This window comes from Mycobacterium neumannii, from assembly GCF_002245615.1.
Taxonomy (GTDB): Bacteria; Actinomycetota; Actinomycetes; order Mycobacteriales; family Mycobacteriaceae; genus Mycobacterium; species Mycobacterium neumannii_A.
In genome coordinates, this window is the sequence record NZ_NKCO01000002.1 from 294,537 (window position 1) to 316,700 (window position 22,164).

The window sequence follows — 22,164 nt, forward strand, 5'->3', positions numbered from 1 at the left end:
CGGACGGGCGGAGTACTAGACCTTCAGCAACCCGAACTCGTGGTAGCGGCGTTCCTTGTTGACCTGCCAGGGGTCGACGCTCTCGCCGAAATACCGCTTGACGCTGTGCATGGCACTGAGCATCGCGTGGTCCTGGTTGTCGTAGCGGTGCATGCCGTTGCGTCCGATCGGATGCAGGGACGGGTAGTGCTTGCGCAGGTAATCCCGGATCTGGGCGACGCTTGTCTCCATCGCCGGGTTGCAGATCGGATAGGCGAACTGCGAGCGGACCACCATGACACGTTCGATCGTGGACGGATCGAAACCCAGTGTGCGCAAGTCGCTTTCGACGATCTGCCGCATGTGATCGTCGTCGGCGGCCCACAGCGCCGATCCTGCACCGATGAAGTACTCGAACCCCAGGTATGTCCCGTCCCAGTCCGGTGGAGTGAGGTCGTCGGACCATTGGCGGTAGTTCTGGATACGTCCCACCCGCAGGTCCATGCCCGGCGTGTACACCCAGTTGAAAGGGAGCTCGCGGCGCTCTCCGAGGGCGACCGCGACTGTGATCAGCCCACGGTGCTTCAGTTGGGCGGCAGCCTCCCAAATGTGCTGTGGCGGCGCGGGTTCCAGGGCATTGACCAACATCTGCAGGGGCACGCTGGAAAAGACGGCATCTCCGGTCGCGATGCCTCCGTCGCGCAGTTCGACCGTCCACCTTCTGCCATCGAAACCCAGCTTGGCCACCGGTGAGTCGAGCGACGGTTCGACACCGAATTCCGCCAGCTCCGCTGCTGCGGCGTCCCAGAGCTGACCCGGCCCGCGGCGGGGATAGAGAAACGCATCGGCGGCCATCGCGTCGCGACCGCCCCAGACGATCGGCTTGATGCGCTGCTCGGCCCAATCGCTGGTGAGTTGAGCGGGCTCGGCGAGCCACGTCTTGCGGACGTACCCGTCGAAGAACATGCGGTACCAATAGTCGCCGAATTGATACCGGCCCCAATCGAGGAAGGTCGCAGAATCGTCGAGCGAACGCCCTCCACGTCGGAGCCTGGACCACAAGAGACTGCCCAAGCCCCGCGCTCCGCGCCCAAAACCCAACCGAGTCAGCAGGTTTCGACCAAGAAGCGGGTAAGGCACGAAATGGCCGTCGACGAGCATGGCGGAGCGCCTCGACACCGAGTGCCACTCTTCGGCCGGAAGCAGAGATTTCCAGAGTTCGAAGATCTGCTCGTTCTTGGTGAAGAAGCGGTGGCCACCGGGGTCGACCCGGAAACCGTTCTCACCCGGGGTGCGCGCCAGACCGCCGACGTTCGACGATGCCTCGAGGACTTGGGCCGCGACACCGTTCTTCGCCAGTTCGAGAGCAGCGGTGAGGCCGGCGGGTCCTGCTCCGATGATCAAGGGGCGCCGGTCGGAGTGCATCGGTGTCTACCGTCCCCGGAGCTGCGGCGTGCGCCGGTAGTCGTCGATGAACTCGTCGATGTGGCGCTCCTCGAGTTCGTTGAGCGGCGTCGTCAAGAACCGCAGTTGTGCGTACTGGGTCTGCAGCGGAAGAAAGCCGCTCAGCAGGGGCTCGGGGGACGTGCGGATGACCAGGTCCACATCCTCGATGTCGAAGGCACCGCGGATCTCGCCGCCCCGTTGCTGCGCTTGCTGAAGAGCTGTTCGTAGCTCGTCGTTCGCGTCGTAGGCGGCGAGGATGTTGATCCGGAATTCTTCGCCGCGCATAACCGATTGGGCGCGCTCGGCTGCCGCGACGTACTCCGGGGGCAGCAGCGTGCGGTCACCGTGCAACCGCACGCTGCAGTCGTCGGGCTCGAAGCGGGCGGGAATCAAGTGGGTGAGGAAGTGGATCGAGGCGTTGAACACCGGCTCGAGTTCGGCCTGACTGCGGGCGAGATTGGCCCGGCTGAGGTTGTACACCGAGACGGTTCGCACGTTGTGTCGGCGCAGCACCTGAAGGATGTCGGCTACTTTTTCCGCGCCCTGTAGATACGCCTCAGCCAAGGAGATGCCGCGACTTTTCGCCCATCGACGCATACCGTCTGGTATCAAACCGACATGGGCAGGCTCGAAGCCCGTCAATACGCGCAATCTATCCCCCGTAAGCATACTTATAGCCCTGAGTAAGGGTACTTATTGCATTCCCATAAGTCCATTTATCCATACATTCCAGGTCGCGCCTCATCGCGACGGCCCTGGGGCGGGCCCGCACGCGGGGTCAAGCGGGAGGAATCGTCCGTCCTGATCTTGGACGGTAAAGGGGGATCCGTACTGGGCGTACTTCCACCCGGCTCTGGCCACCGCCGGCGAGCGACGGCTGTCTCGCCCGAGAAGTCGATCGGGCCCATTGAAACCCCTTTTAATTGTTCCTTCTTAGATAGGTATGCCACCGACGGTCATGAGTCAAGTTATTGACAAAAAAAGGATGACATTCCATTGAACGAGATATGGCCGAAATATGGCATTCGGTGTCAATAGGCCGACTTTAAAGTCAGAAACCGTGTCACCAACCTGCAAAGGCAGCAAATTGTCAAGACGTATCAGCCGAGCATGCCTCGGTAGCTTGCTTGCCGATGAAACGAGTGCAAGAGGGTGGTGCGCGACCGGAGGCGGCGCCGTTTTTGTTCCGGAAGCGTCAATTTCAGCGAAGAAGTGAAGTTCGTCGGGGGTGTTCCGGTGAGCAGGGTGACTCCCCGAGGAGTCGCGAGATCGGAACCGATCCACCGCCTTTCGTCAGCGCAATCCTGGTCGGACTGACACCATCGACAGGCCGGTCGACACCGGCAGGAAAGGTGGGTCGGCGGTGGCCGTGGCGCAGAGCCGTTATCGGGTACTGCTGGGGTTCGGCGCCTTCTATTTCATGGGCGCGCAGTTGGGCAGCGTTCTGGCGGTCCTGCCGTTCCTTCTGGTGGCCGAGGACATGGACGTGGCCGCCGGGTTCGTCGTCCCGAGCTTCAGTATCGGTTTCGTGCTCGGGAATGCGATGTCATCGCTGGTGCTCAAACGGTCACGGCACCGCCCGAACGTCGTCATCGCCGCCGCCGCGGGCAGCATCGCCGTCCTGACCGCAATTGTGGCCACGGCCGCGCTGCACAACACGCTGGTGGTGTTCACGTTCCTGTCGTCGTCGGTGCTCATCGGCGGCGCGATGGGAGTGGCGAACAACGCCTTCGCCGAGATCATCTCGCGCATGGTCACCGCGGCCCGGCGCAACGAGCTGGTGCTCAACCAGCAGGCGCTCGGAGCCATCCTGACCGTCGCGGCCACGTTGCTGCTCATCCCGCTGCTGCCCAACCGCGACACCGCAGACGGACATCTCGATGTGCTCTGGTTGGGCGCCGCCGCGATGGGCATCGCCTTCGTGGCCGCGCTCATCGTCGGGCCGGCGAGGCCGGGCCCGGTGGCTCCACCACGCCGTATCGTCGACGATTTCCGCGAAGGGCTCGCCGTACTCCGTACCACCCGCTGGTACCGGGTGTTCCTGACCACGCAGATCGTCTTCGTTCCGATCCTGGTGAACGAGACGTTCTTCGCGCTGCGCACATCGCTGGCCCATGTCGACACCGCCGGCAGCCTGCACATGATCGTGATTGGTTCGGCGGCGGGGCTCGTCGCCGGTTCGTTCCTGTGGCGCAACGTGTTCGGCCGCGCCGGGGTACGCGGAATGCTCGTGTCGAGCGCGTTCGTGAGCTGCGTCGCGACGGCGATCTGCCTTGCCAACGAACTGATCTTCGACGAGCCACGCTTGTGGGCGTACGGCGTCGTCTTTTTTCTGGTCGTCTTGTCGAACGCCGCGATCGCGGCCGCGATGGTGTCGTGGATCAGTGCGTTCGCCGCCGAAGAACAACGCGCAGTTCTGATCAGCTTCGCCGCTACGCTCACCGCTGTGGTCACCGGGATCCTCGGCGCGGGCTTCGGCCTGCTGGCTCAGGTCGTCGCAATCTGGCCGGTCTTCGTCGTCTTGATGCTGTGTGTACTGGCCGTGGCGGTGGCGACCCGCGCACCCGACCGCGCAGAGGTGGCCGCGTGAGGTCGATGAGCCGGTCCTTCGAGGAACTCGTCGCCGAGGCCGTTGCCGAGCCGATCGACGGGTGGGACTTCTCCTGGCTCGACGGCCGCGCTACCGAGGAACGGCCGTCGTGGGGTTTCCAGCGCCTGCTCAGCCGACGGCTGGGCGAGGTGTCAGCAGCGGTGGACCTCTACACGGGCGGGGGAGAGGTGCTCGCCGGTGTGGAGAAGTTCCCGCCGACGATGGCGGCCACCGAATCGTGGCCACCCAACGCGGCCAAAGCCACCCGTCTGCTCCATCCTCGCGGGGTCGTGGTTCTGCAGACCCGCGGCGAACCGCCGTTGCCGTTCGCCGACAACGCTTTCGACCTGGTGAGCAGTCGCCACCCCATCGCCGTCTGGTGGACCGAGATCGCCCGGGTCCTGCGGCCCGGCGGAACCTATCTGGCCCAGCATCCGGGGCCGGCGACCGCGCTCGAGCTCATCGAAGCCGTTATGGGCCCGATGCCGGAACTCGGCGCGCACATGGAGCCCTCCGTCCAGGCCGCGCAGGCGGAGGCGGCCGGTTTGAAGGTCGTCGACCTGCGCTTTGAGACGCTCACCTCGGAGTATTACGACATCGGCGCGGTCGTCTACTTCCTGCGCAAGCTGATTTGGACGGTGCCGGACTTCACCGCGGAGCCGTACCTGACGCGCCTGCGCGCGGTGCACGAACACATCGAAGCGCACGGCCGATTCGTCACCCATCCCACTCGGGTTCTCGTGGAGGCCCGAAAGCAGCTGTAGTGTCTTGGGATTCAGCGGGCCGGATGCGGCTGTTGTTTCGCCCACTCGATGTAGCGATCGATGCCCTCCCAGATCTTCACCTCGGGAGCGAAGCCGATCTGCTGCGCGAATTCGATGGAGGCCGGAAAGCGGGTCACCTCCCCGGGCCGCGCGGGCCCGTTCACCACCCTCGTGCCGAATCTTTCCGCGATGTAGTCGGCGATGTCGCGTACGCGCGTGTTCACACCGCTGGCGATATTGATGGCGCGGCCCGCCAACTCCGGCGTGTCCAACACGAGGCGGTATGCGTTCACCACGTCGCTGACGTGGAGATAATCCCTGGTGGCACTTCCGTCCCCGAAGATCACGAGGTCCTCGCCCGTCAACGCCTTGCGGACGAGGATCGGAATGAGTGCCCCGTACGCGCCGCTCTTCTGGCGTTCACCGAAGATGTTGAACGGTCGGACGATCGTGACGTCCATGCCGTAGGAGCGGTAGTAGGAGTACGCGAGACGATCGGCGGCGGCCTTCGACGCCGCATACGGACTGTTCGGCTTCAGTTCAGCGGTTTCGTCCAGCAGCGAGCCCGGGCCCAAGCGATGTCCGTCGCCGTACACCTCGCAGGTCGACGCGAGGATCACCCGCGCGCCGTATTCGCGGGCAGCCTCCAGAACGTTCTGGGTCCCCACCACATTGGTCTCGATGAAGCTCTTCGGGTCGCTGAGCGACTTGTCGACGTTGACATTTGCCGCCAGGTGAAAGACCACCTCGTGATCGCGCGCCGTCTTGCTGATCAACTCCCAGTCGGTGACCGAACCGAACACCACGTCGGCCCGGTCATCGTTCGCGATGTCGGCCAGGTTCTGCTTGCCGGTCACCGAGAAGGTGTTCAGGACGGTCACGCGGTGTCCGGCGGCGAGGAGGGCTTCGCAGAGGTGGCTCCCTTGGAAGCCGGCGCCGCCGGTAACGAGGATCCTCACCTAAAGTGCTCCCGTCTCAAGACATATGCCGCATTATGATTACCACCCGGCGCCGCTGGCGGTATGCGAAAAGGATGCATCAAATGTGCGACGTCGCCGCGGAATATCGGGGACAGATCGAGGCGTGGTGCACTCACCCCGCCCTGACCGAATTGGTCGACATGTTCGGCGGAAGCGTTCCGCGAGGCCTGGCATTGAGCGAACGGCTCGCATTCCTGGACGAGTTCAGCGAGGTATGGGACTACCGGGGTAAAGCGCGGCGCCAGAGTGCGGTCCGGTTCCACAATCAGGACGCCGGCGGGGCGGTCCGGTGGCTGATCCCTCGTCTCGAGCTGCCTGATGATCACCTCGAGCGGATCGAGAAATTGGCGGAGCAGCTGGGGCTCATCGCCGAGTTACAGCCCGCCGGAACCGAGTTCGATCACCTCATCGTCATCGGCGGCGGGCGGTACACGAACCTGCTGCGAACGCGCTACGCGGGGGAGATGGTCGCGAGCCGCCGAGTCGGCAATGTCGTACTCGCCGCGGCGTCCCGACGCCTGCTGGATTCCGAAGCCGATGCCGTCGCCGCGTGCGCGCCTGGCGCGCGTACCGAGTTCGAGTTGATGGTCGCCGCCGCCCGCGACGTGTTCGGCCTCGACGTCGACGAGGTGTGCGCGCATGTGAGGCGTCGCGTCGATCGAGTGCAGTGCAACGAGACGGTCTGGCACTTTCCGCCTGACAGCAATGAATTCGGCGTGCCCGTCATGCTGCTCGAGACGCCGTCACCGGATCCCGAACGTCGCCGGGCGAATTCCGCCGACACGTATACGTTCGCGGCGCAGACGGCCGGCATGCGCGGCTCGTCGTGTCTGATGGTGACGGGTCAGCCGTTGGTGCCCTACCTCCACTTCGAAGCCCTGCGGACGTTGGCATTGCGATATGACATCCGTTTGGAGTCAGCGGGTTTCGGGGTGCAGGAGTACAACCGGCTCAGCGCGATGGACCAGCAGCATCCGGCCAAGCTGCTCCAGGAGGTGCGTTCGACCATCCGGTCCGCGCGGGCTCTGGAGGATCAGCTCAGACGATGATCGCGCAGGGCGACGACGGGGGGAACGTGCCCGACACCGGGCGCGGACGCCCCGACGGTGTCCACGGCTTCAGTCCCATGTTCGCCAGGTGGCGCACGGGGTTGACGTGCTCGCCGTCGACGTGGACCTCGAAATGCAGGAAGCCGTCGGCAGATTCGTCATGTGCCTGCAGGACGCCGATTTCCGTGCCCGCGTCGATTTGGGCTTCGACGTCGATGCGGCGGTCATCGCCCGGCCGAAAGACGTACACGGTCTCACGGTCGGCTCCCGCGATGGTCATCGATTGCAGCCCGTCGTCAAGGTTCACGACGCGGCTGACGGCGCCCGACATCGCCGCGTGGACCGGTGTTCCCGGCGCCGCCGCGAAGTCGACGCCGGGGTGGAAACCGGTGGCGCGGCGTCCATAACCCGACGCGATCGCCAGCCGGTCGCGGTCGATGGGCACCCGGGCGCCGGGTTCGGCGGGGTCGAAGTCACCTGATGCCCGCCGCCGGTAATCGGAGCGCAGCAGGTCGATCTCGTCGTAGGCGTACCCGAACAGCAGGGCGCGGTCGTAGGGCACGCCGTAGTTCAACTCGGAGTGGGGATCGAGCTTGCGGTAGTGCTCGACCTTGGCGATCCGCTCGGCCAGCGTCGACCACCCGGTGTGCAACAGGCGGACATCGTTGGCGACGCCGATGCCACCGTGTTCGGTGATGTTGGCCGGCCAGTGCGGGTTGTGAATTGCGCGCGTCCCGGCGCGCAAACCGGGACGCCAGCGCCAGAACGGTCCGCGCATCGATTCGGCGGTGCCCATCAGCGGGATCATGTCCGGGTAGTCCGGATCGTCCCAGCTGGGAATCATCGGACACATCAGCGCCGCGACATCGTTGGGAACGCGTGCGAGCATCGCCGGGATGTCGATGTCGGTTTCGACCACCTGGTCGGAGTCGATCACGAAGATCCAGTCGGGGCGGCAGAAATCGGCCATGCGGTACAGCAATTCGAGCCCGGGTGGTTCGGGGATCAGCCACGGGGTCTGCGGAAGATCTGAGCGGGCGTGTACGACGTTGGTGACCGCGGGATGGTCGTGCAGGATCTGCGCGGTCCCGTCGGTGCTGCGGTCGTCGACCGCGTAGACGTCGTCGCACCAGCCGGCCAGGGAATCGAGCACGCGCGGCAGCACGTCCTCGCCGTTGTGCACGCGGAACATCGCCAGAATGCGCATCATGGCCTACTTCCGCTGACCTGCGATTCGACGGCGGTGAGCATCGCCGAGAGCATAGCGATGATCTTGTCCGGACCGCGGTCGGTTGCGCGGGTGTTCTGCGTGCTACCGCGCTACCGCTGGTAGCGAGTGGAGCGGGCGACGGGAATCGAACCCGCGTAGCTAGTTTGGAAGACTAGGGCTCTACCATTGAGCTACGCCCGCATGTACAGCAAGACCAGATCGTACCGGCGGCAGCCAAATCAAATCCAATTGAGGGCTTCGCGTGTGCAGCCCGTAGTATCTCGCGTGGTCGTTCCGTGTTTTGCGGACGGCCTGCGCAGGCGCAGCGCTCAAGCGCCGGCGCGACGTGCAGAGCACGGGGTGTAGCGCAGCTTGGTAGCGCATCCGCTTTGGGAGCGGAAGGCCGCAGGTTCAAATCCTGTCACCCCGACTGCGACACCGACCGAACCAGAATATGAGGAGCAAGATCGTGAAGAGCACCGTCGAAAAGTTGAGCCCCACCCGGGTGCGCATCAACGTGGAGGTGCCCTTCACTGAGCTCGAACCTGACTTCGACCGCGCGTTCGCGCAGTTGGCCAAGCAGGTCCGGCTCCCCGGCTTCCGTCCCGGCAAGGCGCCGCGCAAGCTGCTCGAGGCGCGCGTCGGCCGCGAAGCAATGCTCGACCAGGTCGTCAGCGAGGCCCTTCCCGGCCGCTACAGCGAAGCGGTGACCAGCTCGGAGGTGCAGCCGCTGGGCCAGCCCGAGATCGAGATCACCAATAAGGAGTACGGCCAGGACCTCACGTTCACGGCCGAGGTCGACGTCCGCCCCGAGATCGAGCTTCCCGACCTGTCGGAATTGACGCTGACCGTCGACGCCATCGAGGTGACCGACGAAGAGGTCGACGCCGAACTGCAGACGCTGCGCGCGCGCTTCGGAACCCTCACGGGCGTGGAGCGCGCCGCCCAGAACGGCGACTTCGTCTCCATCGACCTGTCGGCCACCGTGGACGGCCAGGAGCTGGCCGAGGCCGCCACCGAGGGGCTGTCGCACGAGGTCGGCTCGGGCCAGCTGATCGACGGTCTCGACGAGGCGATCGTCGGCCTCGAGGAGGGGGAGACCCGCGTCTTCACCACCAAGCTGGCCGCCGGTGAGCACGCCGGCAAGGACGCGCAGGTGACCGTCACCGTCAAGTCGGTCAAGGAGCGCGAGCTGCCCGAGCCTGACGACGAATTCGCCCAGCTGGCAAGCGAATTCGACACCATGGATGAGCTCAAGGAGTCGCTCGTCGAGCAGGTGCGCCGGGTCAAGCGGGTGCAGCAGGCCGAGAAGATCCGCGACAAGGTGCTCGAGACGCTGCTCGAGCAGGTCGAGGTGCCGCTGCCGGAGAACGTGGTGCAGGCCCAGGTCGACGACGCGCTGCACAACGCCATCCACGGGCTCGACCACGACGAGGCGCGTCTGGCCGAGGCTCTCGAAGCCCAGGGCAGCAGCCGCGACCAGTTCGACACCGACAACCGCACCAACGCGGAGAAGGCGGTCAAGACGCAGCTGCTGGTCGATGCGATCGCCGACAACCTCGACGTCCAGGTCGGCCAGAACGACATCAGCGAGCGCCTGATGCTGATGTCTCAGCAGTACGGCCTGCAGCCGCAGCAGCTGATCCAGTCGCTGCAGCAGAACAACCAGCTGCCCGCGCTGTTCGCCGACGTGCGTCGTGGGCTGGCGCTGGCCGCTGTCGTCGAGGCCGCCACCGTCAAAGACTCCGACGGCAACGTGATCGACACCACCGAGTTCTTCGGCCGGTCCGAAGAGCAGACCGAGGAAGCTGCCGAGGAGGCCTCCGACGCCGCCGAGTCACAAGCGGACGAGGAGTCGGCCGACGCGAAGTGACGCTGAGAGCGAACGCGGCCCGTCTAGGGACTGCACGCCCGCGCGGGTTGGTTAGTGTCGGTGAGTATCAAGCTCTTGAAGAAAGCAGGTATCCAGACGTGACCCACATGCGTGGCGCCTCGCAAGGCCTCAACCTTGTCGACTCGGTCTATGAGCGCTTGCTGGCGGAGCGGATCATCTTCCTGGGCTCGCAGGTCGATGACGACATCGCCAACAAGCTCTGCGCGCAGATTCTGCTGCTGTCGGCCGAGGATCCCACCAAGGACATCCACCTCTACATCAACTCGCCCGGCGGCTCCATCAGCGCCGGGATGGCGGTCTACGACACCATGGTGCTGGCGCCGTGCGACGTCGCCACCTACGCCATGGGTATGGCGGCCTCGATGGGCGAGTTCCTGCTCGCGGCGGGCACGAAGGGTAAGCGTTACGCCCTGCCGCACGCCCGGATTCTGATGCACCAGCCGCTCGGCGGGATCACCGGCGGTGCGGCCGACATCGCGATCCAGGCCGAGCAGTTCGCGGTGATCAAGAAGGAGATGTTCCGGTTGAACGCCGAGTTCACCGGGCAGCCCATCGAGCGGATCGAAGCGGACTCCGACCGCGACCGCTGGTTCACCGCGCAGGAGGCCCTCGAGTACGGCTTCGTCGACCACATCATCACCAGCGCGAGCGTCAACGGCTCAGGACCAGGAGCAGGACTAGACAAATGACCGATCACTTGCATCCTCAGGCCGACGCCCGCCTGCAACCCCAGGCCCGTTACATCCTGCCGTCGTTCATCGAGCACTCGAGCTTCGGCGTCAAGGAGTCCAACCCGTACAACAAGCTGTTCGAGGAACGCATCATCTTCCTCGGTGTGCAGGTCGACGACGCGTCGGCGAACGACATCATGGCCCAGTTGCTGGTGCTGGAGTCGCTCGACCCCGACCGCGACATCACCATGTACATCAATTCCCCGGGCGGCTCGTTCACCTCGCTGATGGCGATCTACGACACCATGCAGTACGTGCGGGCCGACATCCAGACGGTGTGCCTGGGCCAGGCCGCTTCGGCCGCCGCGGTGTTGCTGGCCGCGGGCACCCCCGGCAAGCGCATGGCGCTGCCCAACGCTCGCGTGCTGATTCACCAGCCCGCGCTGGCCGGCGTCATTCAGGGCCAGTTCTCCGATCTCGAGATCCAGGCCAAGGAGATCGAGCGGATGCGCACGCTGATGGAAGTCACGCTGGCCAACCACACGGGCAAGACCCCCGAGCAGATCCGCAAGGACACCGACCGCGACAAGATCCTGACCGCCGAAGAGGCTAAGGATTACGGCGTCATCGACACCGTCCTGGAGTACCGCAAGCTGTCGGCCCAGACCGCCTGATCTGTCCCGCAACCGCGCGAAATGCAGTTCGCGTCTGCCTTTGGCGTGGCACGCTGTGCGTCTGCACGGGCGGACGGCCAGGGGAGGACGGCGATGACACTTGGGATGCGAGCGGGTTTCGCGATGACCGCGTTGGCGGTGACGGCCGCGGTTTGCGGCCTGGCTCAGATCGCCTCACCGGCGGTGAGCCAGGCTCAGGAACCGGCCTGTCCCGCAGGGACGTATTGGGACGTCTACTCGCTCCAATGCGTGCCCGTCGACGCGACCGTTTATGTCAACCCCCCGAACCCCGTCGTGGGGCCCGCAGGTCCCGTCGGTGTCGGAGGAGTGGTGGGCCCCGCTGGTCCGGGTCCGGTCGGGCCAGGGCCGGCTGGGCCGGGTCCCGCAGGCCCCGGGCGCCGATAGCGTCACACCGAATCGGCGCCGGCGTGCACCGCGCCGATAACGGGTACGTTGGGTGCCGACGCCCTCTCGGTCCGGTCACGGCCACGACACGCCAACGACACGGCGGCGCGTTCGCTGGGGTCCGAGGGTAATCAGACGATATGTTGGCGCGAACACAGATGAATACCACTGGCGCGATTCGGCTTTATCGGTCGCCTCGCGCGGGAACAAACGGGTAGCGTCGGGTTCACCACCCGAGGCAACCACAGAAAAGAAGCTTCATCGGCTGCGAGGAAAGTAGGACCCCACCACCATGGCGCGCATTGGAGACGGCGGTGACCTGCTGAAGTGCTCGTTCTGCGGCAAGAGTCAAAAGCAGGTTAAGAAGCTCATTGCGGGTCCGGGCGTCTATATCTGCGACGAGTGCATCGATCTGTGCAACGAGATCATCGAAGAAGAACTCGCCGATGCGGACGACGTAAAGCTGGACGAGTTGCCCAAACCCGCGGAGATCCGCGAGTTCCTCGAGGGTTACGTCATCGGACAAGACACCGCCAAGCGCACGCTCGCGGTCGCCGTCTACAACCACTACAAGCGCATCCAAGCGGGGGAGAAGAGTCGCGATTCGCGCTCCGAACCCGTCGAACTGGCCAAGTCCAACATCTTGATGCTCGGTCCGACCGGCTGCGGTAAGACCTACCTGGCGCAGACGTTGGCCAAGATGCTCAACGTGCCGTTCGCGATCGCCGACGCCACCGCGCTGACCGAAGCCGGATACGTGGGCGAGGACGTCGAGAACATTCTGCTCAAGCTGATCCAGGCCGCCGACTACGACGTCAAGCGCGCCGAGACCGGCATCATCTACATCGACGAGGTCGACAAGATCGCCCGTAAGAGCGAGAACCCGTCGATCACCCGTGACGTCTCCGGTGAGGGTGTCCAGCAGGCTCTGCTGAAGATCCTGGAGGGAACGCAGGCGTCGGTGCCTCCACAGGGCGGCCGCAAGCATCCGCACCAGGAGTTCATCCAGATCGACACCACCAACGTGTTGTTCATCGTGGCGGGAGCGTTCGCGGGTCTGGAGAAGATCGTGTCCGACCGCGTCGGCAAGCGCGGCCTGGGCTTCGGCGCCGAGGTGCATTCGAAGGCCGACGTCGACACCGCCGACCACTTCGCCGAGGTCATGCCCGAGGATCTGATCAAGTTCGGGTTGATCCCGGAGTTCATCGGCCGCTTGCCGGTGGTGGCGTCGGTGACGAATCTGGACAAGGACTCCCTTGTGCAGATCCTGTCCAAGCCCAAGAACGCATTGGTGAAGCAGTACACGCGCCTGTTCGAGATGGACGGCGTCGAACTCGAGTTCACCGACGAGGCGCTCGAGGCGATCGCCGATCAGGCCATCCACCGCGGCACCGGTGCTCGTGGACTGCGCGCCATTATGGAAGAGGTCCTGCTGCCGGTGATGTACGACATCCCCAGCCGCGACGACGTCGCCAAGGTGGTCGTCACCAAGGAGACTGTGCAGGACAACGTGCTGCCGACGATCGTGCCGCGCAAGCCGTCGCGTCCGGAGCGTCGCGACAAGTCCGCCTGACGACGATCAAGCGGCGAGGAACGAGCCGCATCAGTGCACAACGCGGTCGGGGCGGGTGTAGACGTTCATCGACCGGCCCCGCAGGAAGGCGACCAGGGTCAGCCCCGACTGGCTGGCCAAATCGACCGCCAGCGACGACGGCGCCGACACCGCCGCAAGCACCGGAATGCCCGCCATCACGGCCTTCTGCGTCAGCTCGAACGAGGCGCGTCCGCTGACCAGCAACACGGTCCCCGTCAGCGGAATGCGGTCCTGCTCGACCGCCCACCCGATGACCTTGTCGACCGCATTGTGCCGGCCGACATCTTCGCGCACGGCGAGCGTCGTGCCCCCGGAGTCGAAAAGCGCGGCGCCGTGCAGGCCGCCCGTGCTGGCGAACACCTTTTGGGCTTTGCGCAGCCGCGCAGGCAGCTGCGAGAGCGTCTGCACGGTGATGGTCGTCGGATCGTCCCCCGGGCCGTGGCGGCTGCTCAGCTGTACCGCCTCCAGTGAGGCCTTACCGCAGACCCCGCACGACGATGTGGTGTAGAAGTTGCGCGTGACGTCGACATCGGGCGGCGCGACATGCGGGGCCAGCGTCACATCGAGGACGTTGTAGGTGTTCTGCGAAAAGCCCGCGTCGTCGACGCCCGTGCCTCTGCAGTAGCGCGCCGTGAGCACGTCGTCACGTCCGGCGATGACCCCCTCGGTGAGCAGAAAACCCTGCGCGAGTTCGACATCGGAGCCCGGAGTGCGCATCGTCACCGTGATGGATGCGCCGTTGACGCGGATCTCCATCGGCTCCTCGACGACGAGGGTCTCCGGCCGCGCCACCGCGGAGTCCATGGTCACATGCTTTACCCGCCGCCTGGCTGTGACCCGACCCATGACTCCACACTAGGGCGATTCGACGTCGATAACGTTTCCGTGCTGTTCATGCCGGGGCCAGCGCGCGAGGCGGCGTCCTCGCCATTCGGACGGCACAATGGATTCGTGCACAACGAACTCGAACCGAACCGCCGCATGCCGGTCTGGCGTGATCCGCTGTCGGCTGGCTTCCGCGCGCACCGCCACCTGCTGTTACTGCGCCTGCGTTGGCACGAACGGCGCGGGGAGTCGGCGTCCACCCGGCACTGACAACAGGACGACCAGCACCGACGATGGGGTGCTAGCTACCGGCTACTGGACGGTAACCATTTCCTTAGAATTTTTGTCTCGTAGACGTGACGAACAACACAGTTATGTCTCACGGCAGGCATCCACACATCGACTGAGCTGTGTGTTCGACCCTCCGTGTGCGGCACGCCGCGGGCGAGTCCGGTGAAGGGCCGCCTAAGAAAAGTGCAATAATCGGTACTGGCAGTGACATCAAAAATTTTGGTGGACGTCCACCGACGGCGCGTCGACTCGACTGTGACTCGGAGGACGTCCCCACGCAGTGTGGAAGGCAGGCCTCGTGGCAGCGAAGGACAACGCGGTCAGTCCGGGGAGTGCGGGTCCTCGACAGAAGCTCGAGAAGGTCGTCATTCGATTCGCCGGCGACTCCGGCGACGGTATGCAGCTCACCGGTGACCGGTTCACCTCCGAAGCCGCCCTGTTCGGCAACGACCTTGCCACCCAACCGAATTACCCCGCCGAGATCCGCGCGCCGCAGGGCACGCTGCCCGGTGTGTCGTCGTTCCAGATCCAGATCGCCGACTACGACATCCTGACCGCGGGCGACCGCCCCGATGTGCTCGTCGCGATGAACCCGGCGGCGCTGAAGGCCAACGTCTCCGACCTGCCCCGCGGCGGTCTGATCATCGCCAACTCCGACGAGTTCACCAAGCGCAACCTCGCCAAGGTCGGCTATGAAGCCAACCCGTTGGAGACCGAGGAACTGTCCGACTACGTCGTGCAGGCCGTGCCGATGACGACCCTGACGCTGGGTGCGGTCGAGCCGATCGGCGCCTCCAAGAAGGACGGCCAGCGGGCGAAGAACATGTTCGCGCTCGGTCTGCTGTCGTGGATGTACGGCCGCGAACTCAAGCACAGCGAGGCGTTCATCCGCGAGAAGTTCGCCCGCAAGCCCGACGTCGCCGAGGCCAACGTGCTCGCGCTCAAGGCCGGCTGGAATTACGGCGAGACCACCGAGGCCTTCGCCAGCACCTACGAGGTCGCACCCGCCAAGCTCAAAACCGGTGAGTACCGCCAGATTTCCGGTAACACCGCGCTGGCTTACGGAATCGTCACCGCCGGTCAACTCGCCGATCTGCAGGTCGTGCTCGGCACCTACCCGATCACCCCGGCGTCGGACATCCTGCACGAGCTGTCCAAGCACAAGAACTTCAACGTGATGACCTTCCAGGCCGAGGACGAGATCGCCGGCATCGGCGCGGCCATCGGCGCGTCCTACGGCGGCGCCCTGGGTGTCACCAGCACCTCGGGCCCGGGCATCTCGCTGAAGTCCGAGGCGATCGGTCTGGCGGTGATGACAGAACTGCCGCTGATCGTCATCGACGTGCAGCGCGGTGGGCCGTCCACCGGTCTTCCGACCAAGACCGAGCAGGCCGACCTCCTGCAGGTGATGTACGGCCGCAACGGCGAGTCACCGGTCGCGGTGGTGGCTCCCCGCTCACCGTCGGACTGCTTCGACGTGGCCGTGGAGGCCGCCCGCATCGCGGTCAACTACCACACGCCTGTGGTCATCCTCTCCGACGGTGCGATCGCCAACGGCTCTGAGCCGTGGCGGATTCCGGACGTCAGCAGCTACCCGGCCATCGAGCACACGTTCGCCAAGTCCGGAGAACCGTTCCAGCCGTACGCCCGCGATCCGGAGACCCTGGCGCGCCAGTTCGCGATCCCCGGTACGCCCGGTCTCGAGCACCGGATCGGTGGCCTCGAAGCGGCCAACGGCTCCGGCAACATCTCTTATGAGCCCAAGAACCACGACCTGATGGTCCGGCTGCGGCAGGCCAAGGTCGACGGCATCGCCGTGTCCGATCTCGAGGTCGACGACCCGACAGGTGACGCCGAACTGCTGATGCTCGGTTGGGGTTCCAGCTTCGGACCGATCGGTGAGGCGTGCCGGCGGGCGCGCCGCAAGGGCATCAACGTCGCCCAGGCGCACCTGCGCAACCTCAACCCGTTCCCGGCCAACCTCGGAGAGGTGCTGCGGCGGTATCCGACGGTCGTGTGCCCGGAGATGAACCTCGGCCAACTTGCTCTGCTGCTGCGGGGCAAGTACCTGGTCGACGTCCAGTCGGTCACCAAGGTGGAAGGCATGGCCTTCCTGGCCGACGAGGTCGAGGGCATCATTGATGCGGCGCTGGACGGAACGTTGGGCGAGAAGGAAAGTGACAAAGTGAAGTTCGCACGACTGGCGGCGGCCACCGTCGAAGTCGGCGTGAGCGGTGTGGGAGCGAACGTATGACCGACTTGATCGGAGCAGATCTCGGGTTGACCGCAGGCACCAGTCGGGTGCCGACGACCGATCAGCCGCAGAAGTCCAAGGACTTCACCAGCGACCAGGAGGTCCGCTGGTGCCCCGGTTGCGGTGACTACGTCATCCTCAACACCATCCGCAACTTCCTGCCCGAGTTGGGGTTGCGCCGCGAGAACATCGCGTTCGTCAGCGGTATCGGCTGCTCGAGTCGCTTCCCGTATTACCTGGAGACCTACGGGTTCCACTCGATCCACGGCCGCGCCCCGACGATCGCGACCGGCCTGGCCCTGGCCCGCGAGGATCTGTCGGTGTGGGTTGTCACCGGTGACGGTGACGCGCTGTCGATCGGCGGCAACCACCTTATTCACGCGCTGCGCCGCAACATCAACATCACGATCCTGTTGTTCAACAACCGGATCTACGGGTTGACCAAGGGGCAATACTCCCCGACGTCGGAGGTCGGCAAGGTCACCAAGTCGACGCCGATGGGGTCGCTGGACTACCCGTTCAACCCGGTGTCGTTGGCGCTCGGTGCTGACGCGACGTTCGTCGGGCGTGCACTGGACTCCGACCGCAAGGGGTTGTCCGAGGTGCTGCGGGCCGCCGCCGCTCACCGCGGTGCGGCCCTGGTCGAGATCCTGCAGGACTGCCCGATCTTCAACGACGGCTCGTTCGACGCCCTGCGCAAGGAAGGCGCCGAGGAGCGGCTGATCAACCTCACCCACGGTGAGCCGGTCACGTTCGGGGCCGACGGCGAGTATTGCGTGGTCAAGTCCGGCTACGGGCTCGAGATCGCCAAGACCGCCGACGTGTCGGCCGGCGAGATCGTCGTGCACGACGCCAACCTCGAGGACCCCGCGTACGCGTTCGCGTTGTCGCGGCTGTCGGATCAGAGCCTCGAGCACATGGTGATGGGCATCTTCCGCCAGGTGAGCAAGCCGACCTACGACGATGCGGCCCGTCAGCAGATCGCCGCGGCCCGCACCGAGAGGGCACACGACACGGCGGCGCTTCAGTCACTGCTTCGGGGCAAAGACACCTGGACTGTCGACTAACGTCACGGTCATGACGACCACCGTTCCGCTGGCCGGAATCATCCTGGCGGGCGGGGCTTCCCGCCGCATGGGCCGCGACAAGGCCACGTTGCCGTACGAAGGCGCCACGCTTGTCGAGCGGATGGTGGACATCCTCAAACCGCGTTGCGCGCCGATCTTCGTCATCGCTGCCCCGGGGCAGGCGATGCCCGCGCTCGACGCCGAGGTTCTGCGCGACGAGGTGCTTGGCGTCGGCCCACTGCTGGCGACCGGCCGGGGGCTGCGAGCGGCCGCCGACGCCGGATCGGAACTCGCTTTCGTCTCCGCGGTGGACATGCCGCTGTTGACCGTCGAGTTGATCGACGCATTGGTCGCTCCGGCGGTGCGCGTCGGGGCGGACGTGGTGCTGCCCTGGGACGGGCGTGACCACTACCTGGCGGGCGTCTACCGCACCGCGCTGGCTGGGCGCGTCGACGAACTGATCGACGCGGGGGAGCGCAGCATGCGCGCGCTGGTCGACCGGGTCGACACGCAGCGGATCGTGATGCCTGAACAGCGTGCGCTGACCAACCTCAACACCGCCGCCGATCTCAAGGCGATCCGCAACGTGCAAATTGCCTAGCAAATTAACTGGTTGAAATACCCGCTATTCGCGATTGAGTGAATTGAATTCCCGCCAGTGAATTAGTACGCGTTTTACCGTGATAAGCACATCAACGTGCTGATATCGGTCGGCGCGTGAAAGTGCACTATCGGCATAACAGATACACGAATACGGCTGGCTCTCAGCGCCTTTCGGCGGCATCACCTGCAGCGGTGGGCGAATTCGAGCTCCCTGGGGACTGATTCGGTGCCCGAGCCCGCCCAAAGGTATGCCGCTGCGGATGGGCCGGTCGCGGCGAAACGCGCGACGCATAGCATGGCCGTCGCATACGGCGGGTCCACGGGCCCGAAAGTGTGTCGAACGGGTGTCGCATTGACGACGAAAGACGCGCTGGGATAACGGATGCCGTAACGAGCCCGGTGAAGCCTTCGCAGGGGCGAGAAATGGGGCGGTGAGCGAACGACCTCGTGAGTTGCTGACGCGCAACGTGTTCCAACTCTTAAACCGGGTCGCAGGGCCAGCGAAGTTGCCGCAGTCATGGGGCGACGATCATGCCCGTTGCGGTCATTTTGTCGACGACACTGCGGTTTTCGCCGCACCAACCAGGACGCGACCCCACAGACGCGTGGTTCAGCTCACAAAATAGCCGTGAGATGGCTCACGAGAACTTGTCCTGACACCAGTTTTGCCGTGTTCGTCAAAGCACGCTGCAACCTGGGAATATGCTGAGAAATCTGCGCCGTAATCGTTTCGTGATCATGCCGCGACACACCTTCGCTCGATATGACGGCGGCCGAACTCTTTTTGTACGGTCCCCAATGGCTCTACCCGGAGCAAACAATTTGAAACCACGAACCTGTGTGTGAGTGGGGCTGTAGGAGGCGAACGGTCTCCGGCGGCCGCCGGCGCTGAGGCCCGGCGAGGCATTCCGGCCTCCCGCTGTCGCACCCGACCGAGACGGTGCGGCCCAACTCCCTGGCCTGGCTGACAGGCATGCCCACCCCGCGCGCTTTGGCGCGGGTGTGTGTTGGCGCGCGCGTGGCGAAAGGATAGAAGTTGAAGAACATCCGCAAGACACTTGGCCTGGCGACCTTTGCCGGAGCGCTCGCGTTGGCGCCCATGGCTCTGGCCACCGGCACTGCCAATGCGGACAGCGGTGTGAACTGGGATGCCGTCGCGGCGTGCGAGTCGGGCGGTAACTGGTCCATCAACACCGGTAACGGCTACTACGGCGGCCTGCAGTTCACCATGGGCACGTGGCAATCGAACGGTGGCAGCGGCTCCCCGCACAACGCCAGCCGCGAGGAGCAGATCCGCGTCGCCGAGAACGTGCTGCAGTCGCAGGGCATCGGCGCATGGCCGACCTGCGGCGGTCGCGGCTAAGCACGCGTTTCGTCTTAACGAAGAGGCGGTGCCGGGTATCCGGCACCGCCTCTTCTTTCTCAGAAGGCTCTTACGCCAATTAAGTAACGAATAAAACTTTTGACCCTCGCGTAACACGTGACGTTCATCACCCGACACACCGGATAACCGCAGCGGAGATCGAGGGGTTCTCGGATGCGGGCCTTGTGAAAACGGTCGGGGAAGGACCGCAGAGATGAACGTTCGTACTGCAGTGAGCAAGGGCTTCTTGGCCGCGGCGATCTCCGGAGCGCTTGCGATGGTGCCGATGGCACTGTCCGAGTCGTCGTTGGCCACAGCCAACGCCGATTCGGTGAACTGGGACGCCATCGCCGAATGCGAGTCCGGTGGCAACTGGGCGATCAACACGGGTAACGGCCACTATGGGGGTCTGCAGTTCAAGCAGGCCACCTGGGCCGCCAACGGCGGTGTCGGCAACCCGGCGACCGCGTCGCGCGCCGAGCAGATCCGCGTTGCCGAGAATGTCCTGCGCACCCAGGGCCTGAAGGCGTGGCCGAAGTGCGGACCCCGCGGCGCGACGCCCGCCGTATGGACCACGCCGTCGGGTCCGTCCGCTCCGACCGCGCGGACGATGCCTGCCTCGGCGACCGGTTGCGCTTCGATGCCGTCCAGCGGCCTGTTCGGCTTCGTCAACCCGCGTCAGATGTGCACCGCGCTGTTCAACCCGATCGGGACGATCGCCCGAGCACGCTGAACTCGTTGCCCTGCGGGTCGCTCAGTGCCCCGGGAGCCGAGTCGACGCTCCACTGCCAGCGGTTGGGAACGACACGGTCGTCGTCGACGCGGACGAACTTCCAGATGAGGTCCTCCCAACCGGCCGACCCGTAGAGCCACCGCGGCGCCCCGTCGGGGCCGTCCCGCAGTTCGGCTCCCACCCGGGGCGCCCACCAGGCGGCGAGCTCTTCGGGCCGGTCGCTGTCCGTGCAGACGGCGAAGACGCGGGCGGGCGGGCCTCCTCCCGGGTCCTGCGGGAACGCGCAGAATTCGTTGCCCTCGATGTCCGCCAGCATCGTCCACCCGGTGTGCTCGGCGAGGACGCGGGCGCCGAGGTCGAGGAGCGACGCGACATCGCGCACGTAGAGGTCCACGTGGACGCGGTTCTTCACCGTCGTCGGGCAGTTCTGCGGTCGGAAGACCAACAGCCTGCGCTGGGCCTCGGCGCCGAGGACCGCGGCCCAGAAGACGGTCATCGCCGGCGGGTCGGCCGCGTCGACGACCAGCGGGCCCAACCGCACGGTCACACCGCGAACAGGTCGCGGTCGGTCGGCAGCTTGAACGCCGACCGCGACGCCACATCGGCCAGGTGGCGGGCCACCAGGGCTTCGGGTCCCAGCACCGTCGCACGGCTCACGAGCGCACTGATCGCCGGCGGCAGATTCATGACGCGCCCGATGAACCGCGATTCGCGGACCAGCGAGCGGACCCGCGGGCGGCGGAACTTCACGAACCGCGCGAAGGCCGTGGTGACATCGTCGTCGCCATCGAGGAACCTCGCGAGGATCGCGGCGTCCTCCAGTCCCTGACAACCGCCCTGTCCAAGGTGCGGGCGCATCGGATGCGCGGCGTCACCGACCGTCACAACCGAACCCCGCGACCACCTGCGGGCCTCGTCGCGGTCATAGAGGTCGTTGCGCAGGACGGCCTCAGGGTCGGTGGCGGCCAGGATCTCGGGGATGGGCGCGGCCCACGACGCGAACCGTTCCTGGAGGTAGGGCAGTTCACCCTGCGGCGCCGTCGTCCCCTCGGGTACGCGTTCGGTGGCGAACCAGTAGGTGTGGTCCTCTCCGAGCGGCACGTGGCCGAACTCGACCGCGGGTCCGAGCGTCTCGCCCGCGAGCTCAGGATCGATCGTGCACTCAGCCACTCCGCGCCACGCGGTGTAGCCGACGTATTGGTTGTGCAGCGGTCCGTTGAGATGACGGGCGACCATCGAATGGGTGCCGTCGGCGCCCACGACGGCCTCGGCCTCCAGCACCGCGGAGTCGGCCAGCCTGATTCTCACGCCGTCGGCGGTCGTCGCCAGCGCCTCGGCCGCCACTCCGGCTTTCAGGGTGCCGTCGGCGAGCGCACCGGCCAGGATCGATGTCAACGCCGAGCGGCGGATGACCACGAGAGGTTCGCCGAGGGCCTTGATGAGGCGTTGCCGTTCGGGTCGCCGCAGCCAGCTGCCGTCACGCCAACGGGCCGCGCCCGCGGTGACCCGGCCGCCCGCCTGACGCACCGGATCGCCGAGGCCGATGTCGTCGAGTGCGGCCAATGCGTTGGGCCAGATGCTGATTCCGGCGCCGGACGACGTGTCGGCGCGCTCCTCGACGAGCGTGACGTCGTGTCCGCGCTGTTGCAGCGCGACGGCGCTCGCCAGCCCGGCGATGCCTGCCCCGACAACTACGATCCGCTTCGGCATCTGTCGAACCTAGCGCGCCGAGCGCGCAGTTTCGTGCAGAGAAGGCGTCCGATCGGTGTGCT

At 65.6% G+C, this 22,164-nt stretch carries 19 protein-coding genes, 2 tRNA genes and 2 pseudogenes; 15 read left to right on the plus strand and 8 right to left on the minus strand.

Features of this window, described 5'->3' with window-relative positions; translation table 11 throughout:
- Positions 1 to 15: 15 nt before the first annotated feature.
- The gene (locus tag CEX88_RS04060) at positions 16 to 1,404 is read right to left on the minus strand and encodes an FAD-dependent oxidoreductase (protein WP_094292484.1); all 1,389 of its coding nucleotides are present in this window, start codon (positions 1,402 to 1,404) and stop codon (positions 16 to 18) included.
- Between the two features lie 6 nt (positions 1,405 to 1,410).
- Positions 1,411 to 2,067 carry an undecaprenyl diphosphate synthase family protein gene (locus CEX88_RS04065; protein WP_318284632.1) on the minus strand — a complete coding sequence of 219 codons (657 nt, stop codon included), beginning with the start codon at positions 2,065 to 2,067 and terminating at the stop codon, positions 1,411 to 1,413.
- A 721-nt stretch (positions 2,068 to 2,788) separates the two neighbouring features.
- Between CEX88_RS04065 and CEX88_RS04070 the strand changes: the two genes are divergently transcribed.
- Together CEX88_RS04070 and CEX88_RS04075 are read left to right on the plus strand one after the other, a co-directional pair.
- Positions 2,789 to 4,015, plus strand: a complete 1,227-nt coding sequence (locus CEX88_RS04070) for an MFS transporter (RefSeq protein WP_094292486.1) — start codon at positions 2,789 to 2,791, stop codon at positions 4,013 to 4,015.
- Between the two features lie 5 nt (positions 4,016 to 4,020).
- Positions 4,021 to 4,779 carry a class I SAM-dependent methyltransferase gene (locus tag CEX88_RS04075; RefSeq protein WP_094292564.1) on the plus strand — a complete coding sequence of 253 codons (759 nt, stop codon included), beginning with the start codon at positions 4,021 to 4,023 and terminating at the stop codon, positions 4,777 to 4,779.
- Positions 4,780 to 4,790: 11 nt separating this feature from the next.
- On the opposite strand, the gene CEX88_RS04080 is transcribed toward CEX88_RS04075, so the two are convergent.
- Positions 4,791 to 5,738 carry a dTDP-glucose 4,6-dehydratase gene (locus CEX88_RS04080; protein ID WP_094292487.1) on the minus strand — a complete coding sequence of 316 codons (948 nt, stop codon included), beginning with the start codon at positions 5,736 to 5,738 and terminating at the stop codon, positions 4,791 to 4,793.
- Positions 5,739 to 5,821: 83 nt separating this feature from the next.
- On the opposite strand from CEX88_RS04080, the gene CEX88_RS04085 reads away from it, so the two are divergent.
- Complete coding sequence (locus CEX88_RS04085) at positions 5,822 to 6,808, plus strand: hypothetical protein (protein WP_238381939.1); 987 nt, start codon at positions 5,822 to 5,824, stop codon at positions 6,806 to 6,808.
- On the opposite strand, the gene CEX88_RS04090 is transcribed toward CEX88_RS04085, so the two are convergent.
- Together CEX88_RS04090 and CEX88_RS04095 are read right to left on the minus strand one after the other, a co-directional pair.
- Entirely contained in the window at positions 6,798 to 8,015 is a 1,218-nt protein-coding gene (locus tag CEX88_RS04090) for a peptidoglycan DD-metalloendopeptidase family protein (RefSeq protein WP_094292565.1), read from the minus strand. The genes CEX88_RS04085 and CEX88_RS04090 overlap by 11 nt on opposite strands.
- 130 nt (positions 8,016 to 8,145) lie before the next feature.
- A tRNA-Gly gene (locus tag CEX88_RS04095) sits at positions 8,146 to 8,219 on the minus strand.
- A 155-nt stretch (positions 8,220 to 8,374) separates the two neighbouring features.
- Here CEX88_RS04095 and CEX88_RS04100 point away from each other — a divergent pair.
- The 6 genes from CEX88_RS04100 to clpX all read left to right on the plus strand — a co-directional run bounded on the left by CEX88_RS04100 (position 8,375) and on the right by clpX (position 13,235).
- A tRNA-Pro gene (locus CEX88_RS04100) sits at positions 8,375 to 8,448 on the plus strand.
- 39 nt (positions 8,449 to 8,487) lie between these two features.
- Entirely contained in the window at positions 8,488 to 9,891 is a 1,404-nt protein-coding gene (gene tig / locus CEX88_RS04105) for a trigger factor (protein ID WP_094292566.1), read from the plus strand.
- Between the two features lie 107 nt (positions 9,892 to 9,998).
- Complete coding sequence (locus CEX88_RS04110; protein ID WP_064396872.1) at positions 9,999 to 10,601, plus strand: ATP-dependent Clp protease proteolytic subunit; 603 nt, start codon at positions 9,999 to 10,001, stop codon at positions 10,599 to 10,601.
- Complete coding sequence (locus CEX88_RS04115; RefSeq protein WP_066840652.1) at positions 10,598 to 11,257, plus strand: ATP-dependent Clp protease proteolytic subunit; 660 nt, start codon at positions 10,598 to 10,600, stop codon at positions 11,255 to 11,257. Before CEX88_RS04110 ends, CEX88_RS04115 begins: the two co-directional genes overlap by 4 nt.
- Before the next feature lie 93 nt (positions 11,258 to 11,350).
- Positions 11,351 to 11,662, plus strand: a complete 312-nt coding sequence (locus CEX88_RS25900; RefSeq protein ID WP_126315837.1) for a hypothetical protein — start codon at positions 11,351 to 11,353, stop codon at positions 11,660 to 11,662.
- Positions 11,663 to 11,954: 292 nt separating this feature from the next.
- Complete coding sequence (gene clpX / locus CEX88_RS04120) at positions 11,955 to 13,235, plus strand: ATP-dependent Clp protease ATP-binding subunit ClpX (RefSeq protein WP_064396868.1); 1,281 nt, start codon at positions 11,955 to 11,957, stop codon at positions 13,233 to 13,235.
- A gap of 30 nt (positions 13,236 to 13,265) precedes the next feature.
- On the opposite strand, the gene fdhD is transcribed toward clpX, so the two are convergent.
- The gene (gene fdhD / locus CEX88_RS04125; RefSeq protein WP_094292489.1) at positions 13,266 to 14,102 is read right to left on the minus strand and encodes a formate dehydrogenase accessory sulfurtransferase FdhD; all 837 of its coding nucleotides are present in this window, start codon (positions 14,100 to 14,102) and stop codon (positions 13,266 to 13,268) included.
- Positions 14,103 to 14,207: 105 nt separating this feature from the next.
- Here fdhD and CEX88_RS26000 point away from each other — a divergent pair, with 105 nt between their 5' ends.
- From CEX88_RS26000 to CEX88_RS26255, 6 genes and pseudogenes are all read left to right on the plus strand, one after another.
- A complete protein-coding gene (locus CEX88_RS26000; protein WP_156431692.1) occupies positions 14,208 to 14,351 on the plus strand; it encodes a hypothetical protein in 144 nt (47 codons plus the stop codon).
- Positions 14,352 to 14,670: 319 nt separating this feature from the next.
- The gene (locus CEX88_RS04135) at positions 14,671 to 16,626 is read left to right on the plus strand and encodes a 2-oxoacid:acceptor oxidoreductase subunit alpha (RefSeq protein WP_094292567.1); all 1,956 of its coding nucleotides are present in this window, start codon (positions 14,671 to 14,673) and stop codon (positions 16,624 to 16,626) included.
- The gene (locus tag CEX88_RS04140; protein WP_094292490.1) at positions 16,623 to 17,693 is read left to right on the plus strand and encodes a 2-oxoacid:ferredoxin oxidoreductase subunit beta; all 1,071 of its coding nucleotides are present in this window, start codon (positions 16,623 to 16,625) and stop codon (positions 17,691 to 17,693) included. The genes CEX88_RS04135 and CEX88_RS04140 overlap by 4 nt, the downstream gene beginning before the upstream one ends.
- Before the next feature lie 10 nt (positions 17,694 to 17,703).
- Complete coding sequence (gene mobA, locus CEX88_RS04145) at positions 17,704 to 18,294, plus strand: molybdenum cofactor guanylyltransferase (protein WP_066840644.1); 591 nt, start codon at positions 17,704 to 17,706, stop codon at positions 18,292 to 18,294.
- Between the two features lie 1,137 nt (positions 18,295 to 19,431).
- Positions 19,432 to 19,659, plus strand: a pseudogene (locus tag CEX88_RS04150) (transglycosylase family protein); the annotation flags it as partial.
- Between the two features lie 322 nt (positions 19,660 to 19,981).
- A pseudogene (locus CEX88_RS26255) lies at positions 19,982 to 20,212 on the plus strand (transglycosylase family protein); the annotation flags it as partial.
- 145 nt (positions 20,213 to 20,357) lie between these two features.
- On the opposite strand, the gene CEX88_RS04160 reads toward CEX88_RS26255, so the two are convergent.
- Together CEX88_RS04160 and CEX88_RS04165 are read right to left on the minus strand one after the other, a co-directional pair.
- Positions 20,358 to 20,939, minus strand: coding sequence for a VOC family protein (locus tag CEX88_RS04160; protein WP_094292492.1), 582 nt, complete (start codon positions 20,937 to 20,939; stop codon positions 20,358 to 20,360).
- Complete coding sequence (locus CEX88_RS04165; protein ID WP_094292493.1) at positions 20,936 to 22,102, minus strand: FAD-dependent oxidoreductase; 1,167 nt, start codon at positions 22,100 to 22,102, stop codon at positions 20,936 to 20,938. The genes CEX88_RS04160 and CEX88_RS04165 overlap by 4 nt, the downstream gene beginning before the upstream one ends.
- Between the last annotated feature and the right edge of the window lie 62 nt (positions 22,103 to 22,164).